At 66.2% G+C, this 17,676-nt stretch carries 15 protein-coding genes and 2 pseudogenes; 7 read left to right on the forward strand and 10 right to left on the reverse strand.

Annotated features, from left to right (window positions below; genetic code table 11):
- Positions 1-2: 2 nt before the first annotated feature.
- Positions 3-254, reverse strand: coding sequence for a hypothetical protein (locus tag ACYVLT_RS34920; protein ID WP_461124435.1), 252 nt, complete (start codon positions 252-254; stop codon positions 3-5).
- 264 nt (positions 255-518) lie between these two features.
- Positions 519-779 (reverse strand): TetR/AcrR family transcriptional regulator, encoded by a 261-nt coding sequence (locus ACYVLT_RS34925; RefSeq protein ID WP_461124436.1) that lies wholly within the window; start codon positions 777-779, stop codon positions 519-521.
- 277 nt (positions 780-1,056) lie between these two features.
- Between ACYVLT_RS34925 and ACYVLT_RS34930 the strand changes: the two genes are divergently transcribed.
- From ACYVLT_RS34930 to ACYVLT_RS34955, 6 genes and pseudogenes are all read left to right on the forward strand, one after another.
- On the forward strand, positions 1,057-1,905 hold the full coding sequence (locus ACYVLT_RS34930; RefSeq protein ID WP_461124437.1) for an alpha/beta fold hydrolase: 849 nt from the start codon (positions 1,057-1,059) through the stop codon (positions 1,903-1,905).
- A pseudogene (locus tag ACYVLT_RS34935) lies at positions 1,883-2,754 on the forward strand (SDR family NAD(P)-dependent oxidoreductase). Before ACYVLT_RS34930 ends, ACYVLT_RS34935 begins: the two are co-directional and overlap by 23 nt.
- Before the next feature lie 201 nt (positions 2,755-2,955).
- The gene (locus ACYVLT_RS34940; RefSeq protein WP_461124438.1) at positions 2,956-3,795 is read left to right on the forward strand and encodes an alpha/beta fold hydrolase; all 840 of its coding nucleotides are present in this window, start codon (positions 2,956-2,958) and stop codon (positions 3,793-3,795) included.
- A 150-nt stretch (positions 3,796-3,945) separates the two neighbouring features.
- Positions 3,946-4,719, forward strand: a complete 774-nt coding sequence (locus tag ACYVLT_RS34945) for a transposase family protein (protein WP_461124439.1) — start codon at positions 3,946-3,948, stop codon at positions 4,717-4,719.
- Positions 4,720-4,789: 70 nt separating this feature from the next.
- Entirely contained in the window at positions 4,790-6,445 is a 1,656-nt protein-coding gene (locus ACYVLT_RS34950; protein WP_461124440.1) for a long-chain-fatty-acid--CoA ligase, read from the forward strand.
- Positions 6,446-6,491: 46 nt separating this feature from the next.
- A complete protein-coding gene (locus ACYVLT_RS34955; protein WP_461124441.1) occupies positions 6,492-7,064 on the forward strand; it encodes a TetR/AcrR family transcriptional regulator in 573 nt (190 codons plus the stop codon).
- 37 nt (positions 7,065-7,101) lie between these two features.
- Here the strand turns inward: ACYVLT_RS34955 and ACYVLT_RS34960 are convergent, their stop codons facing one another.
- The 6 genes from ACYVLT_RS34960 to ACYVLT_RS34985 form a co-directional block, all read right to left on the reverse strand.
- Positions 7,102-7,302, reverse strand: coding sequence for an alpha/beta fold hydrolase (locus ACYVLT_RS34960; RefSeq protein ID WP_461124442.1), 201 nt, complete (start codon positions 7,300-7,302; stop codon positions 7,102-7,104).
- A 1,006-nt stretch (positions 7,303-8,308) separates the two neighbouring features.
- The gene (locus tag ACYVLT_RS34965) at positions 8,309-8,830 is read right to left on the reverse strand and encodes a winged helix-turn-helix domain-containing protein (protein WP_461124443.1); all 522 of its coding nucleotides are present in this window, start codon (positions 8,828-8,830) and stop codon (positions 8,309-8,311) included.
- Between the two features lie 89 nt (positions 8,831-8,919).
- Positions 8,920-10,374 (reverse strand): glycoside hydrolase family 43 protein, encoded by a 1,455-nt coding sequence (locus tag ACYVLT_RS34970; RefSeq protein WP_461124444.1) that lies wholly within the window; start codon positions 10,372-10,374, stop codon positions 8,920-8,922.
- Between the two features lie 17 nt (positions 10,375-10,391).
- On the reverse strand, positions 10,392-10,592 hold the full coding sequence (locus ACYVLT_RS34975) for a family 43 glycosylhydrolase (RefSeq protein ID WP_461124445.1): 201 nt from the start codon (positions 10,590-10,592) through the stop codon (positions 10,392-10,394).
- A gap of 349 nt (positions 10,593-10,941) precedes the next feature.
- A complete protein-coding gene (locus tag ACYVLT_RS34980; protein WP_461124446.1) occupies positions 10,942-11,184 on the reverse strand; it encodes a hypothetical protein in 243 nt (80 codons plus the stop codon).
- Between the two features lie 45 nt (positions 11,185-11,229).
- Positions 11,230-14,280, reverse strand: a complete 3,051-nt coding sequence (locus ACYVLT_RS34985) for an RICIN domain-containing protein (protein WP_461124447.1) — start codon at positions 14,278-14,280, stop codon at positions 11,230-11,232.
- Between the two features lie 544 nt (positions 14,281-14,824).
- Between ACYVLT_RS34985 and ACYVLT_RS34990 the strand changes: the two genes are divergently transcribed.
- Positions 14,825-15,238 carry a hypothetical protein gene (locus ACYVLT_RS34990; RefSeq protein ID WP_461124448.1) on the forward strand — a complete coding sequence of 138 codons (414 nt, stop codon included), beginning with the start codon at positions 14,825-14,827 and terminating at the stop codon, positions 15,236-15,238.
- Between the two features lie 274 nt (positions 15,239-15,512).
- Here the strand turns inward: ACYVLT_RS34990 and ACYVLT_RS34995 are convergent, their stop codons facing one another.
- Together ACYVLT_RS34995 and ACYVLT_RS35000 are read right to left on the reverse strand one after the other, a co-directional pair.
- Positions 15,513-17,021: a non-reducing end alpha-L-arabinofuranosidase family hydrolase gene (locus ACYVLT_RS34995; protein ID WP_461124449.1), complete on the reverse strand. Its 1,509-nt coding sequence runs from the start codon at positions 17,019-17,021 to the stop codon at positions 15,513-15,515.
- Between the two features lie 530 nt (positions 17,022-17,551).
- Positions 17,552-17,676 (reverse strand): annotated as a pseudogene (locus ACYVLT_RS35000) (IS5/IS1182 family transposase); the annotation flags it as partial.

A 17,676-nucleotide genomic window follows, 5' to 3' on the forward strand; every position in this document is an offset into this window, starting at 1 on the left:
GCTCAGCCCATCAACGCGAGAGCGTTCTGGATGCCCTGTTCGAGAACCTCGTCGGCGAACGTCGGGTCGGACAGGGCACGCGACAGCTGCAGCGTTCCCACCACCATCGTGAAGATCCCGAGCGCCTTTCCGCGTGCCGACCGTGGATCGCCGGGAGCCAGCCGGGTGGCGATCTCCTCCACGATGGCCCGTGCACCGTCGGTGTAGGCGTGTTTGGTCTCGTTCGCGCAGCGCCCGATCTCGTCGAGCAGCACGGCGGAGGGGCAACCCGTACCGCGGTTGTCCCGGTGCCGGGGCGGTGATGATGAGGCGGCACAGCGCCCCCGTGCCGGGCCGCGAGACCAGGCAGGCGTAGTCGGGGCCGATGTGGTCCAGCCTGGCTTGGGCGGTTCCATTCGGCCCCACCAGGGGCAGCCTGCGGTGGCCCACCTTCTTGCCGCAAGTCGGGCGATGACAGCAGTTGAGCAGGACTTTCCGCCGTCCTTGCCGCTCTTGTTCGTCCGATCGGTGGAGCCGAGTCAAGCCGCCCGAGTTGGGCCACACCGAACCGCCAGAGCCATCCAGTCCGTACCGGGGATCGCCGGGCGGGGCTGTGCGGCGTACTGCACGTCCAGCTGCCGTTGCTCGGAGGTGACGGCTGCGAACAGCGCAGCCTTGGAGGGGTACCGCTTGAACAGGGTGCCGGTGGAGACGCCGGCCTCCCTGGCGATCTGGGCCAGGGAGGTTTTGTCGTATCCCCAGGCGAGGAGGAGGTCGGGGCGTCGGTAAGACGGGCGCAACCAGGGCAGGTGCCGGAGCCTTTGTAATATCGGCGTCGACTACCTGAAGGTTCGCCGCAGGCTCGCGCCATGAGCCTTCTGACCTGGACAAACATCAAACCCATGTACTCCATTGCACGGCTCTTACAGACACCCCAGCACCGGGGGTCCCACGGGGAGCAGCGGGTGGGCAGCACTTGCCACCACCGTTCGGGCATGTATATTACAACCGTAAGACGAACGGTCGTAATATAACTGCGCGGAGCCACGGTCCTCGCGCCGAAGCCGATGGGGTCAGATGACGACGACGAAGAGCATGACGTGGGTCGACGTGCCCACCCGCACGATCGACGTCGGCGGGGTGCCGTTCGCCTACCGGGAGCTCGGTCCGGCCGAGGGCGTTCCGGTGGTGTTCCTGCACCACCTGATGGCTGTCCTTGATGACTGGGACCCCAGGGTCATGGACGGCATCGCCGCCCATCGCCGGGTGATCGCGTTCGACAACCGCGGGGTCGGCGCGTCCGGAGGATCCGTGCCGGACACCGTCGAGGAGATGGGCCGCGATGCCATCGCCTTCATCCGGGCGATGGGACTCCAGCAGGTCGACCTCCTCGGGTTCTCCCTCGGCGGCGGAGTCGCCCAGATGGTGGTCCTGCAGGCACCCGAACTCATACGCCGGATGATCCTGGCCGGCACCGGCCCCCGCGGAGGCGGCGGCATCAAAGAGATCAACAAGGTCGTGGTCAAGGCCTATGCCAAGTCCGCACTCGCCCTGAAAGACCCCAGGACATTCCTGTTCTTCCCGCGCGACGCCGAGGGCAAGCAGGCCTCGAAGGACTACCTCGCCCGGCTCAAGGAACGCACCCACAATCGCGACAAAAAGATCTCCCTGCAGGCTCGACGCGCGCAGGTGAAGGCCATCCGCGCGGCCGGACTGGACCAACCCGACGACCTCTCAGTGATCACCCAGCCGGTCTTCGTCGCCAATGGCGATCACGACCTCATGGTCGCGAGCAGCAACTCCACCGACATGGCCCGCCGGATCCCCAACGCCCGGCTGAAGATCTACCCCAACTCCGGGCACGGCGGCGTCTTCCAGCACCACCGGCAGTTCGTCTCCGAGGTTGTGGGATTCCTCGACGCCTGAGAGGTCCGACAGGTCGGTCGCCGGGAAGGTCGCCCTCGTCACCGGCGGCGGCCGGGGCCTGGGGGCAGCGACCGCGCGGTCGCTGACCGCCGCTGGTGCTCGAGTGTTCGTGGTCGATCTGCATCGCCCGGCCGCGGGCGAGGTGATCGACGAGGGGGTCACCTTCCTGGTCGGTGATGTGACCGACCTCGGCGACGTGACCCGGGCGGTCGAGACCGTCGTCAGGGACACCGGCCGTCTGGACATCATGATCGCGAATGCTGGTGTGGTCGCGCGGGGCGTGCCCCTTCGGGCGTCATCGGCTCCGGTGGTCGATCGGCTCTTCGACGTGAACGTCGGGGTGTGCTCAACACGGTGCGTGCTGCCCTTCCGTGCCTCATCGAGAACCGTGGTCGGCTCGTACTGATCTCGTCGGTGTTCGCGTTCGTCAACGGTGCCGGCACGATCCCGTACGCGATGAGCAAGGCAGCGGTCGAGCAGCTTGGCCGTGGACTGCGGGTCGAGCTCGCCGCTCATGGCGTCAGCGTCACGACCGCCTACTTCGCGATGATCAACACAGACATGATCAGGCAGAGCATCGACGAGGATCCGGCAGCCCAGGCGCTGCTCGACACCCAACCGAGGTTCCTGCGCAAGCGCATCAGCCCCGAACAGGCTGCGGAGGCCATCGTCGAGGGTCTGTGCCGCCGGGATGCGCGGGTGTTTCGTCCGCGCAGGTGGACAGTGATCTCGAGGGTCCGCGGCATCGTCGCACCCGCCCTGGACTCCAACCTGACGCGGGATCGCACGGTCCAGAGCATTCTCGGACGCCTCGACGCGCGTGCAGGCGAGGACTTCCTGACCAGCTGAGGTCAGGAACAACACGGTGCCCCGACTACGCACAGACCAGGAGCCATTGATGACGAGTTCGACATCGATGATCAACATCACTATCTAAAACAGACTTCGGTTATTTTCACGGGCTCTTAGATTATGACCGTCATCATAGTGGTCGACTTTTTAGATTACGACCATCATCGTATCGCTCACCCACTACAGAGAGATCAGGCCATGAGTGACACGCACCTGACTGCGCCGACTCGTTTCATCGAGGTCGACGGCGACCGATTCGCCTACCGACGCTGGGGCAAGGCCTCCGGTGTCCCGCTCTTCTTCGTCCCGCACTTCCGCGCCGGATTGGACCACTGGGACCCCCTGCTCACCGACGGCCTGGCCGAAGGCCGTGAGGTCATCCTGTTCGACGGGCGCGGCATCGCCTCGTCATCCGGCAAGCCGCGTAACCGGATCGAGGACATGGCCGACGACATCGCCGCGGTCATCCAGGCGCTGGGGCTGGAGCAGGTCGATCTGCTCGGCTTCTCGATGGGCGGTTTCCAGGTACAGGAGGTCACGCTGCGCCACCCCCAGCTGGTGCGCAAGCTCCTCCTGCTCGGCACCGGCCTGCGCGGCGGGGACCAGACGATGGACCCCAAGGTGCCTGAAGTCGCAACGCATCCGGATCTGGACCTGGAGGACTTCCTCTTCCTGTTCTTCGGCCGCTCGCAAGCCGCGCGGGAAGCGGGCCGGGCCTTCTGGGAGCGACGTCATCAGCGGGCCGACCAGGACTCGCCGAGCTCGCTCGAAGTCGCACAGGCACAGCTTGAAGCGTTCGCGACCTACACGGAACCGCTGCCGGGTGAGAATCCCTACGCCTACCTGAACGCGATCACCCAGCCGACGCTGGTCCTCAACGGCGAGAACGACGTGATGATCGCCTCGATCAACTCCTGGCACCTCGCCCAGAACATCCCCAACGCTCAACTGTTGATCTACCCCGACGCCGGGCATGGAGCGCAGTTCCAGTATCCCGAGCGGTTCCTGAAGCACGCCCTTCAGTTCCTCGACGAGTAACACCTGCGGGGCTTCGGTGTAGTCGCTACTCGACTACACCGAAGCCAAGAGCGTTATTCAGAAGGTTGATCTTGGGGTGGTAGCGCAACAGCCCCGTCTGGGTAGGGTCGGTTTCCTCTCACAGAAACGATCCACCACGAGGCGGGGCTGTTGCGCTACCAGTCTACGACCGGCCTGGACCATGATCAGATCCAGGAGCTGGTCGCCCGGATCCACCAGGTCCTGACGTCGTCGGAGCGGCCGGAGGGACGTCCCCAGGTGCTGGGCCTGTACCGGTCGGTGCTGCTCACGCTCGTGCTGTTACGCCAGAACCTGTCCCAGACCGTGGCCGCGGACTGGTTCGGCGTCTCCCAGCCCACCGTCTCCCGGATCTTCCGCCGTATCGCGCCGCTCATCGGCCAGGTCCTCCGCGTGCACACCCCGCCCCTGCCCGACGCACTCGCAGGCCGGGTCGTGCTCGTCGACGGAGCCCTGATCCCCACCCACGACCACGCCTCCCACCGCACACCCAACTTCAACGCCAAACACCGCCGAGCCGGCATGACCGTGCAGGTCCTGTCCACCCTCGACGGCACCCTGCTCGCCGTCACCGACCCCGTCGAGGGCCGCACCCACGACGGCACCGCCTACACCCTCACCGGTCTGGCCGACCTGTTGACCGACCACGAGGTCGTCGCCGACCTGGGCTACCAGGGCACCCCCACCATCCGACCCCGCCGCAAACGCCCCGGCCACCAACACCACACCCCACACGACAAGACCTGGAACACCAGCGTCAGCCGCATCCGCTGGGCCGTCGAACACGCCATCGCCCATCTCAAGGCATGGAAGATCCTCGCCACCGGCTACCGGGCCCGCCTCACCGAACTCCCCACCCTCATCCGCATCGTCACCACCCTCGAGTACTACCGCCAAGGCTGGTGACCTTCTCAATAACGCTCCAAGCCTGGACGCGGCGACAGTCGAATCGAGTTCGACCCGGAACGTCTCAGGTGTGCTGACCAGCACCGCGTCGCGATACCCGGCGCGCACGGCGATCGTCTTCGGTGGCGATCAGATCTCCTACGCGGAACTCGATGCGGCATCCAACCGGGTGGCGACCCTGCTGATCGAGCACGGCGTTCGCGTGGGCGACAATGTGGCCCTGTCCTGTCCGAACATCCCGCAATTCACGACGATCTACTTCGGGATCCTCAAGGCCGGCGCGGTTGTCGTGCCGTTGAACGTGCTCCTCAAGGCACGTGAGATCGCCTACCACCTCAACGACTCCGACGCAACGGCGTACTTCGCCTTCGAAGGCAGCTCGGAGCTCCCGATCGGGCGCGAGGCATGGTCGGCCTTTCAGGCCGCCTACCGGGCCACACAGTTCTTCCTCATCGGCAGCGGCGCATCTGTCGACGGCCTCACCCCGGACCAGATCTATGCCGCCGCTGTCGCCGGGCAGCCAGAGACGTTCGAGACGGTCGAGCGTACCGACGACGACACCGCGGTCATCCTCTGCACCTCCGGCACCACCGGACAGCCCAAGGGCGCAGAACTCAGACACCGCAACGTGTACGACAACGTCCAAGCCGGGGTCCGGCTCTTCGAGCCCGACCCCGCGGCACCCGACGTCTACCTGTGCGTCCTTCCGCTCTTCCATTCCTTCGGCCAGGTGGTCATCCAGAACGGCGCCATCGCCTTCGGCGGAACCCTCGTCCTGCAACCGAGGTTCTCCGCCCGCGAAGCCCTCCAGCTCATGCTCGAGCATGGCGTAACCTTTTTCGGCGGCGTACCGACCATGTACTGGGGACTGCTCGAGGCACTCGACGACAGCGTTGACGTTGCCCGGCTCGTCGCCAAGCTCCGCATCGCCGTGTCCGGTGGGTCGGCGCTCCCGGCCAAGATCCACCAAGAGTTCAGGAAACGTTTCGGCGTGACGATCCTCGAGGGCTACGGGCTCTCGGAAACCTCGCCGGTCGCGTCATTCGCCAAGTACGGCGAGGAGCCCCGGGTCGGATCGATCGGCCGGCCCATCGCCGGGGTCCAGATGAAGCTCATCAACGATGACTGGTCGAATGTGGCTGACAATGCCGGCGCGACCGGGGAGATCGCGATCAAGGGCCACAACGTCATGAAGGGCTACTACAAGCGTCCCGAGGCGACATCGGAGGCCATCAACCAAGGATGGTTCCGCACCGGAGACCTGGCTCGCAAGGACGCGGACGGCTTCTACTTCATCGTCGATCGATCCAAGGAAATGATCATTCGTGGCGGGTTCAACGTCTACCCGCGCGAGCTCGAGGAGGTGCTCATGGAGCACCCCGCAGTCTCCCTGGTCGCCGTCATCGGAGTTCCACACGTGAGTCACGGGGAAGAGATCAAGGCCGTCGTCGTCAAGAAGGCCGGCGACAGTACGACTGAGGCCGAGCTGACAGCCTGGGGAAAGGAGCAGTTCGCCGGCTACAAGTACCCGCGCATCGTCGAGTTCGTCGACGCCCTGCCCATGACCTCCACCGGGAAGACCCTCAACGCAAACTGTCCTGAACAGGGGTCACACAGGTGGCGGGGCGCCTTGTATTCCTGCAGGTCAAAGGTAGGTAGGTCTGTATGGATTTTAGGCCGTGCTACCGAGACCCTATGGTATTATGTACGTCAGCCAACGGGCTAGGCTTGAGCGCGAGGCAATGGCCTTACGGAGCGAATGGAGGAAGCTCGTGGTGCGCTACGCCAAGGAGCACAAGCAGGTGACGCGGCAGCGGATCATCGAGAAGGCCGGGCATCGGTTCAAGGCCGACGGCATCGATGGCTCGGGCGTTGCCACGCTGATGTCGGATGCCGGGCTGACCAACGGAGCCTTTTACGCCCACTTCGCCTCCAAGGACGACCTTGTCGCCACCGTTGTCGCGGAGGAACTGCGTAGGCAACTAGCGACGTTCGACACTCTGCGGCCCGGCCGCCCGGGACTCGAGGATCTCCTTCGCGCCTATCTGTCGGTCGAGCACCGGGACAACCCTGGCCTTGGATGCCCCTCCGCCGCTCTCCTCGACGAGATCGGCCGCTGCGGGGAGGCGACCAAACAGGCCTACACCGACGGCGTGAAGGCCATCGTGGAGGACATCGCCGCCCGCCTGGAACCTGCGGATCCGCAGTCCGCTCGCGGCAAGGCCATCGGGCTGTTCACCATGATGGTGGGGACGTTGCAATTGTCCCGCGCCCTGTCCGACCGTAAGTTCTCCGATGAAGTCCTTGAGCGGGGGATCGAGAACGGCCTCGCCTTTATGGGCTGAGGGAATACTCAGCCCAAAGGACGTCACTGCCCTGGGCTCAGCCGACGACCGTGTTCGGCACCTGCTTCCGTTCGAGGAATTTGAGAGCCGTCTCGACGAACTGCCGGTGGAACTGGAAGATGCCGCCGCGGCCGGTGTCGGAGTAGATCACCAACTCGCCGTTCGGCACCCGCCGGGCAAGGTCGGTGGAGTTCTTCGACGGCACCATCCGGTTGTTGTCGCCGTTGGCGACGAGCACGGGCGGGCGGATGACGGACAGATCGTGGGGTTGCTCCGACCCCAGCGATCAATGGCCTTGAGCTGGTTGCCGTTGGAAATGGGCGAGATCGCCTTGTCACGGTTCTCCGTGCGCTCCTTCAAGTGGGCCAGGAACTCCTTGCCGGCCCGACGCCGCCGACGGTGCGGGTGAAGAATGCGAAGAGGCTGGCGCAGTCGGGACGCTGGAGGGAAGTCGCCGGCGAGGCGGACGTGCTGGCCGTCGAGGTAGTTGATCAGCCGGACCAGGCCCTCCGCTCCCGACGGTGCCCCCAGACGCCCCAAATGTCGATGTCCGTAGTGGACTGCACAGATGTCCGAACTTCCGTGCATGTCCGATGAACATGGTTCCGCCTGCTCAACATGATCAGCTCGGTCGGACGTGGGAGCAGAGGTGGTGCCGTTTGTAGCCGCCGGACACGTCGGCGCCGACGGCCGCCCAGAATGCTTGCGTGTGAATGAAGCCTGAACAATGCCTCTACCAGCAGAAACAGAATTTCCGCAGAAAAACACGGCTATCGGGAGCCGTTGAATCCGGGTCAACGCTGTTGAGCGCGTCCGACGGCTCCCATTTTTGCTCCCACGGTCCGCTCCCGTGTGCTCCTTGAGGTCGCGAACTGCCACCCGATGCGCGGGTGGAACCAGGCCGGTGCGACGCCAGACGTTCCCGTCTACTTGATCAACGACCACGAACCTGCGTCGGCCTGAAGTGCAGGTCAGGAGCTGTGGCCGACTTCTGAAACCGCACAGGTGGCCGCCGGTCAGGTGGCAGCACCCCGGGCCGGCCAAGCGGCACTCGGTCAGGCTGATCACCCGGCCCGAACCCGGCAAGGGTGCGGGTTCGATGTCGGCGTCGCGGCGCAGGTTGCCCGCCTTGCGCGCTTCCAGCGCCACCACGTCGCAGGTGCTCGCCCCGGCGGCCAGGGCGATGGTGATCCCGGCGATCACGTCCGCGGCGGGCAGGTGCCTGCGCAGGAGCAGCACCTCGATCAGCGCACGTGTTCCGGCGGAGTCGCCGTGCGCGGTGCGCGCGGCGGACCAGAACGCCTCGTGCGCGACGGTGAACACACCTGCTGTTCATAGGCGCGACGGGCCGGGCGTTGCGGGGTGAACCCGTGGCGACGCAGCCACAACCCCACGCCCTGCTCGGTCGTCTCGACCCCGACGACCAGCCGGATCAGCTCGACCACCGCCTGACGGGTCCACAGCGGCCCGCCGATCAGCAACTTCTCGGGCGTGTAGTCGGCCATCGCCGCGAACAGAGTGCCCCGATCCTCCGTACCGATCAGCTCGGCAGGGCCGGGACGCCCCGTGCGGGTCGCCAGGCCGTCGCGACCGTCCCGCCGGTAGGCCCGCCACCAGGCGCCCACCGAGCGTTCCGAGACCCCGAACACCTCCGCGGCCTGCCGATAGCCCTCGACCCACCCGGACTCCAACGCGGCCACCACCCGCAACCGCAGCACCTCACGCTCCGCAGGCGACAACCGGTGCGCGCCCTCGACCTCGATCACGAGCGATCAATACTGGAAGACGATCACTTTCGACTCGAATAAAGGGGTGGACGCTTGTGCGTCCGCCCCTTCAACGCTGTTCGGCTTGGTCAGCTGGTCAGGCGGAACGTGGCGTCGTTGCGCGCGATCGCGGTGGCGGCCGGGTCGAGCTTGAGCTGGTAGTCGTGGTGGCGGATGTAGCGGTCGGGGTAGTTGTAGGACTGGAAGGAGCTCCACGTCGAGGACGCCAACCCGGCGACCTGGCGGAACGTGGCGTCGGCCTGGAACTGCGTGGTGCCGTCGTAGGACGCGAGCACGAAGTCGTAGTTGACGTGCCGCAGGTAGTAACCGGGGTAGTTGACCGACTCGAACGACACCGCCGAGGAGTCGGCCAGGCCGGGCATGATCCGGAACTGGGAGTCCTGCAGAGGGCTGACGTCCGGGTCGATGCGCACGTCGAAGTCGGCATGGCGCACGTAGCGGTCCTGGTAGTTGAACGACTGCAGGCGGTTGACCGGCCTCACGCCCCACTTGGCCAGCACGCGGCTCTCCTCGGCGGCGGTCAGGCTCATGATGCCGCCGTGGCGCTTGAGGTTGGTGCCGAGCGAGTAGTCCGACACCGTGCGGAAGTTGTTCGTGCTGCCGAGGTTGGTCGACGTCAACGGCATGTAGCCGCGGCCGGATTTGAACTGGTCCAGCCACAGGCCCCATTCGTTGCCACCGTTGAACGGCATCCACATCGGGCCCTCGACCACATTGCCGTCGGCCCCCCAATCGTTGGAGATGCCCATGTGGGACAGGTCGCCGATCCGCGTCCACGAGCCGAGGATCGAGTTGCTGCCCTCGATGGTGATCTGCCCGTCGGCGGAGGCGCGGTAGTAGCGGAAGCCGCCGACGCTGGTGGGCGACTCCACGATCTGGGTGTCGATGATGCCATGACCCGCCGCGCCCCGGTCGATGTAGAGCGTCGGCGCGGTGACCGTCCGGAAGTCGGTGGTCCGGGTGTAGTAGATGCGGTGCTTCTTGACGCCGTCGAGAGTCGCGTTCGTCGCCCAGTAGACGACGTAGTCACCGGTCGCCGGGTCGAAGATCGCCTCCGGGGCCCACGCGTCACCCGCGCCGGAGATCGCGCCGGCCACGTTGAGCAGGCGCGGCGCGGACCAGTTCACCAGGTCCGTGGACTCCCAGACAACGAGCTGGGTGCTGCCCCGGTTGGCCGCGTCGTCCCACGACGGGCCGCTCGCCATGCGCAGGTCGGTGGCGATGATCCAGAACTTGTCGCCGTTGGGCGAGCGGACGAGCGCCGGGTCGCGCACCCCGCGGGTGCCCACGGTGGACAGCAGGACGGGAGCGCCGTTGTTCAGGTCGTTCCAGTGCAGGCCGTCGCGGCTGTGGGCGAGGTAGATCTGCTCACCGGTGGCGTGCTCGCCGGTGAAGTGCACCATCAGGTAGCCGGTGAACGGGTCCGCTGCGGACGCGCGGTCCACGGCGAACAGGACCTGGGCGCTGATCAGCATGAGCATCGCGCCCAGCATCGCGCCGATCCGCGACAGCGTTCGTTTCACGGGTTGTTCTCCTCGGATCAGAGGGTGGGGACGACCGGGGCGATGGTGCCGTCGGCGTTGAACGTCATGCGGTCGACGGTGACCTCACGGTGGGTGCCGTTGCCACCCGGCACGGCGAACCGGTGGTAGGCGATGTACAAGGTGTCGGTGCCGGGCACCTGCACCACCGAGTGGTGACCGGGGCTCTTGATGCCGATCTCCAGTCGCTTCTGGAGCACGACACCGCATTTCGTCCACGGGCCGAGCGGGAAGAGCCGGTCGCGTAGGCGACCTGGTAGTTCTCGTCACGGGTGTCGTTCGGTGCGGGTGGTGGCTGTCGCCGGAAGGACGGCGGCCACGCACGATCTCATCAGATCGCCCATTGGCGCTGGGCGTTCTTCCCCGTGAGGTTGTGGACGTGGTCGGAGGGGGTTTGGTCGCCTCGGCACGCGTCTGCGCCGTCGCGGTTCCACGACTTCTCTTCGGTTGAGGTCCCTGGGGGACGTTGGAGGCCCGGTCCCGAGGTTGGCCTCGGGGCCGGGTTCTGAGCGGCACGGACCCTGGTCGGTGGGGTCCGTGCCGCTCAGATCAGGTGCATGTGCGAGCCGGGTACGGAGCCTCGCTCTCCGTCGAGACGGATTCGCCGTCGATGGTCGCCGAGAGCTCAGCGGATGCCGCTCCCTCCGGCAGGCTCACCAGTCGGGTCGTGAAAGCGTGCACCGCGTTCGCGCCGGGGGCGACCGACGCCCGGGACTTGCTGCCATACGGCGTCTCGAAGGCGACCGTGGTCGGCACTTCCTCCGCGTTGGCCGCGCGCACCGTGACGACCACCTCTCCGGCCACGCAGCGGGTGCCGGCCGTCAGCTCGACATCGAGTCACGGCGCCGGCGCCTTCAGCGTTCCGAGGCGGGCGAGCTCATGGCTGAGCGCTCGCTCGGGGGCGTCGATCTGGTTCTGCGTGCCGACCACCCCTGCTGCCACCGTTCGCGCTTCGGCGAGCGCGTCGAGCATCGCCGCCCACGCTTCGACGGGATAGTCCCCCGAGTCGAGTGATTCGGCGTAGGCGATCGCGGCATCCAGGTCGCCTTCGTCGAGCGGCTGGTTCTGCGACGTCAGCGTGTCGCTCAGCAGGAAGCGGTCGAAGTCGACGTGGCCGCCGGTCTGCTGCGTCGCGTAGTTGAACAGTGCGACCCGGTGCCCCATGAAGTGTATCGATCCGCCGAACTCGAGCGGCCCGACGGCGTTGCCGAGCTTGGTCCAGTCGATCCCGTTCAAACTGTAATAGAAGGTCGTGTAGAGCCGCTCCGGACTCCGGGCGAAGTCCAGATCTGCCTTCAGGTGCACCTCCGTGGCACCCCCGAGCGCCGTAGCGGTGCCCGGGAGGAAGCTCTCGATCGCCGCCTGGTCGACCGGTGCGGTGAAGGGACGTCCGCGATGGACGACTCCCACCGTGTTCACCCCGTTCACGCGCTTGACCGCGATGTAGGAGAAGTCGTGGCCGAACGCTGCAAGACCGGCGACGTCGCCGTTGTTCATGCCCGAGATGTTCAGCTTCGTCTCGGCCGACTGCCGGGGTCCGAAGGAGCGCTGCGAGAGCGTGTTGCGTGCTTCTTCGAGCCAGGTGAGCTCGCCACCGGGGCTGCGGTGGGTGTACGCACCGGTCACGACCTTGCCGGCCGTCAACCGCAGCCACCCCTGGCGGTCAGTGAGCGACCAGTACCGGTTGTCGGGCGCGTGGTTCCACTCCCAGGCCAGGTCGAGGTTCGACCCGTTCGGGGCGATTTCATCGGGATGCGGCGGCTCGGCGGCCGGCCGCCCGACGAGTGAAACGTCGTCGACCTTGTAGTTCATGAGGTGCGTATTGGGGTCTGACGACGGATTGCTCACCCAGGGGGTCTCGATGAAGATGCGGACATCGGAGAGAGCCTGGGATGCAGGAATCGTGAACGACCCGGACACCTTGCCCCAGTTCCCGCGGGTCACGGCCGTGGCGGGCGAGAGGTTGGCGAAGGTCGTGTTGCTGCCGCCGTACCGAGCGGTGATGAGGAACTGCTTGGTCGCCGGGCTCGCCGGGTTGTCGTACTTGATCCATGCCGAGACGTCGTACGTGACGCCGTGTTGTAGCTTGCCGGTGACGTTCTGCGCCGGCCCCGATCCCGTGGCGTTCCTCCCGGTGACCGCGAGAGCCGTCGAGCCGGTGTGTGCGTCGGTCGTCGTCGAGAGCGTCGCGCCGTCGTTGGCGATCCAGCCCGCTGTGCTCCCGGACTCCACGCCGGGATTGCCGAAGAGTTCGACGCCGACCAGCGTCTCGTCGATGTCGGGTGGTGTCGGCACCGTCCACCGCTCGTCCTGGTAGGCACGGTGCGGTGCGTCGTTGTCGAAGTCGTCGGACACGACGATGCTCTTGAGCCGCTCGAAGCGCTCCTGCTCAGGGGTGAGCCTGATCGGCTTCTGGAAGACGCCGTCGACCGGCACGACGCCGTTATTGCCGAAGGTCGGCCACCCGTTGCTCCAGGTCGCCGGGATCAGCGCCGGAATGCGACCGACCGGATACGAGTCGCGGAAGAAGAAGCCGTACCAGTCGTCGTCGCCCGCGTCATTCGAGATGGGCACGAGACTGCCCTGGGCGAATCCGTTCGAGTTCAGCGCTCCACGGGACTCGTAGGGCGCCGGGGTAGCCGCGAGGCGCCCGAGCAGTTCGGTCGAGCGGAACATGACGACCTGCCGACCGTCGCCGGGCCAGGTGATCATCACCACGTAGTAGTAGCCGTCGATGAACGCCACCTGGGCGCCCTCAAAGATCGTATCGTTGCCGATGTACGGCTTATCCGCGTAGTCGCTGCGCCGGATTACGTCCGGAAAGTCCTGCTCGACCGCCGTCAGCGTCGGGTTCAGCCGAACCGCGCTGGCGCCACCGCCACCGTAGAAGATGTACGGCGTTCCGCCGTTGGGGTCGTCGAAGAAGAGCGATGGGTCGTGGAAGCCTCGCCCGAACGCCGTCTTGGTCCACGCTCCGTTCTCGATGTCGTCGGTGCGGTAGAGGAAGGCGCCGCCGAGGTTCAGCGAGTTGATCAGCACGTAGTAGGTGCCGTCGTGGAAGCGGATCGACGAGGCCCACTGTCCCTCGCCGTAGGAGTTCCGGCCGTTGCGCAAGGACGCGGCATCACTGATGTCGAGGCGATCGAACGCGTAGCTCACGATCTCCCAGTTGACGAGGTCGTACGACTTCATGATCGGTGCGCCCGGGCTGAGATGCATCGTCGTGCTGACCATGTAGTAGACGTCGCGCCCTTCGTCGTTCTGCGACGCGGGGACGCGCTCGACACTGACATCCGGCACGTCGGCGTTGAGCATGGGAACCGCGTAGGTGCCCTCGCCGGTGTCCGTCGTCGTGTACGACGAATCGGGATTCCATCCTTCGGCGACGCGGACGAGCTGCCACTGCTGGTTGCCGCCGCCCCAGTCGCCGTACTGCACGACGCCGGCGCCGTCGTTGGTCGCCGCGTTCTGGACCTCGACCGCCTTGTTGCTGTTGCGGTTGATCAGGCGCACGTAGCCGCTGTCGGAGTCGGCCAGCCGGAACTGCTGGTTCGTGCCGTTGTGGTCCGTCCACTGCTGGACCTTCGCGCCATCGGCGGTCGACCAGTTGCCCACTTCGAGGACCTTGCCGGAGTTCTTCGACTTCAACCGGTAGTAGCCATTACCGGAGTCCACGAACTGCCACTGCTGGTTCGCTCCGCCGTGACGAGCCCACTGGTGGATCGCCGCCCCATCGGCGGTGGAAACGCCGGACACGTCCATCGCCTTGCCGCTGTTGCGGTTCACCAGCACGTACCACGCGGTGGTGTCCACCGTGGCGGCCGACGCCGACGTCGTGACCACCGTGAGCAACCCGCCCACGAACGCCACCGCCGCCGCGGCGGCCACCCCCGACCGCCACCGACGACGCCACCTCGTGGCGCGCGCAAACCCAACCGACATAGCGTCTTTCCTCTCGTCATTGAGGATCGCCGACACGATGCGGGCCGCATCGGCGCGGACGCCGACGACACCCGCGCACGGCCAACTGCCCGGAAAGCAGCTTGTTAGCGCTAACATTCTTCGAAGACGATCCGTGTGCAGGGAATACGTAGGGGTACAGAGGCGATGGATGTTAGGGGACCAACGGCGGTGTGACCGAACGCACCACGTGGACTGTGAACGATAACATCGACCGCGTCAAGATGTAACGGGAAGGTTTTCGCAGGAAGTCCCGTAGGGCCTCGCCGAGCTCGGCGTCCGTCAAGCCGACCCTCCGCCTTTCGCTGACCGTTGATCAAGGCTGCGATCCGGGTAGTCGATCTCGGGGAGGTCCGCCGGAGTTCGCGGGCACGCCGATGGCCCGGCATGTTGACCGGGAGCCCTCCGCCGACTGCTCGTCGGGGCGTGGGCCGGTGTTCAGGTGATCGGTCGCGGGAGCGCGGTCAGCCGGGTGAACGCGTTGACAGGCCTCGACCACAAGCCGACCGGCGTAAAACCGGTGGCCAGCCCAGGTCCCATCCTTTGGTGCGATCCCGCCGGGGGCACATCGTTCCACCAGCACGACAAGGCCCTTGACCGGCGTACACGCTGGTCAAGGGCCTTAGTCATCTGTCCGGCCATGTCCGGTGAAGTCCGGCCGTCCACGGGTGTCCGGGCCAAATACGGGCCAGAGTTCGGGTTCGGCCGGTCGGCGTCCCATGGCAGCCGCTACACCGTCGTCTGGATGGTCGCCGCCCGCGCCGACGTCGTGACCGCCGCCTGCCGGCGCAACCCCGAACGGTTCGTCGACAAGCCACTCACCCCGCCGATCATTGCCACCAACGTGTGGATCCTCCGGCAGCACGATTACGCCGCCGCCCGGTGACCAACTCGGACACCGGCGACCCCGGCTCACTCGACAAACCCCGGAACCGACCACCTCACCAGGCGTGGCACGTTCCGCGTCTCGTGGTCGACCAGGACGAGGCCGCCACCATCCGGGTTCTCCGCGTGCACGGGAGGGCTCGGCCTTGTGCCGAGCCCGCCCGCTTAAGCTCCACCCGTTCCTGATCGCGCGCCGTGACGCTCACCCGGTCCGGCGTACGTCGTCGCCCGCGAACGTCGGGAACACCGGAGTCGGACCTGTGTCACGCCACCGACTAGCGCTGCAGTGTCAGCACGGCCGGCCGGTACGGCAGGATGCCGTAGTCCATGCCGTCCGAGCTGGGGTCGCGTCCCTGGTAGAGGAACTGCAGGTTGCAGGGGTCGATGGTCTTGGTCTGGTCGGGGTTGGTCCGAAGCAGATCGCCGTGGCTGATGTCGTTGGTCCAGGTGACGCCGCTGTTGGCCTTGGCGGCGAAGGAGTTGCTCTCGGTGTCGGCCTGCGGTGTCCACGTGCCGTCCAGGCTGGTGGCGGTGAACGAGCGGAAGAAGCGCCCGTTCGCGCCCATCGCCTCGACGATCATGAGGTACTGGTTCTGACCCTGGACCTTGTAGACCTCCGGCGCTTCGAACAGGTTTTCCTTCGTGTCGCTCATGATCGTCGTGTACGACGAGCCGTAGCTGGCGGGGAAGTTCCCGATGGGCATGCTGGACCGGTAGATGTTGCCGTTGTCGCCGGCGAAGAACAGGTACATGTTCGTGTCGTCGCCGATGAGGGTCACGTCGAGGGGGGCCCCAACCGGGAGCGTGCCCGTGAACAGCACCTGCTCCGCGGACCAGCCGTTGGGGTTGGTGGGGTCGCTCGAGGTGCGGTAGGACAAGGGCTGTGGCCAACCCCCGTTGTAGGCGAGCACCCAGAGGTTCTTCGGGGCGAAGTAGAACAGCGTCGGCGCGAAGGCGTCGACGGGAATCGTGTCCTGGGCGATCGTGTTCTGGGTGGCGGTGGCCATGTCGGACCAGTTCGTGAAGGGGGTGAAGGTCGTCAATCCCCACCTCCCGTCCTGACCGGTGAGGGTGTTGTGCGTCGTGGCATAGACGACCTTCTGGCCGTTGTGGACGACGGCGGTGAAGTCCTTGAGCGATGCCCACCCCGCCTTCGGGTTCGCCAGCGGGCCGGTCGATGTCCAGCGGTACGTCGACGGCAGCGCGCAGGTGCCGCTGCCCCCGCCGACCCGGACGAGTTGCCACTGCTGGTTGGCGCCGCCCCAGTCGCTGTACTGCACGACGTTGCCGCCGTCGTTGGTCGCCGCGCTCTGGACCTCGACCGCCTTGTTGCTGTTGCGGTTGATCAACCGGACGTAGCCGCCGTCGGAGTCGGCCAACCGGAACTGCTGGTTCGTGCCGTTGTGGTCGGCCCACTGGTGGATGGCGGCACCGTCGGCCGTCGACCAGCTGGACACGTCCAGCACCTTGCCCGAGAGCCGCGACTTGATCCGGTAGTAGCCGCCGCCGGAGTCCACGAACTGGAACTGCTGGTTGTCGGCGTTCGTGCGGGTCCACTGGACGAGGTTGCCGCCGTCGGCGGTGGAGAAGTTGTAGACGTCGAGGGCCTTGCCGCTGTTGCGGTTCACCAGCACGTACCACGCCGTGGTGTCCACCGTGGCGGCCGACGCCGCCGTCGTGACCACCGAGAGCAACCCGCCCACGAACGCCACCGCCGCCGCCGCAGCCAACCCCGACCGCAACCGACGACGCCACCTCGCGGAACGCGCAAACCCAACCGACATAGCGGTTTCCTTTCCTCACTGGGACCGCCGACCTGAGGCGGGCCGCATCGGCGCGGGCCCCGACGACACCCGCGCACGGACGACGGCCCACAACACAACTTGTTAGCGCTAACACCCCTACTGCGGGTGCTGACGAATCCGGGCATGAGCATGTAGGGATGTAGGTGATCATTAGACCAACTGGCGGTGTGACGAACGCACCAGGTGGACTGTGAGCGATAACATCGACGACGTCAAGATGTAACGGGAAGGTTTTCGGGGGAAGTCCTGTATGAGACACCGGGCCCCGCCGAGGCTGCCGTCGAGCTGCCCGCAGCCTTTCGCCAACCGTTGATCAAGGCCGCGATCCGGGCAGTCGATCCCGGGGAGGTTCGCCGGGGTTCGCGGGCATGCCGATGGTGTGCCGCTCGAAAAGTCATCGTTGCTGGTAGAGCAAGGCTGTCACGGTGTTGGGAACATGTCCGGGTGGTCGTATCCCTGCTGTTCAAGGTGACCCGAAGACTGCTATCCGTACCGTCAGTGAACCTTTTTCATCGTGGTTGACGACGGGTGTCGATGTGGTGCAGGACGAGGATGGCTGCGATGATCGCGGTTGCTCGGCGTGGGCAGCAGCGGAGCTTGGCCAGGACTTTCCAGGTCTTGAGCAGCGAGACGG

The sequence above is a fragment of the Saccharothrix stipae genome (genome assembly GCF_054781895.1).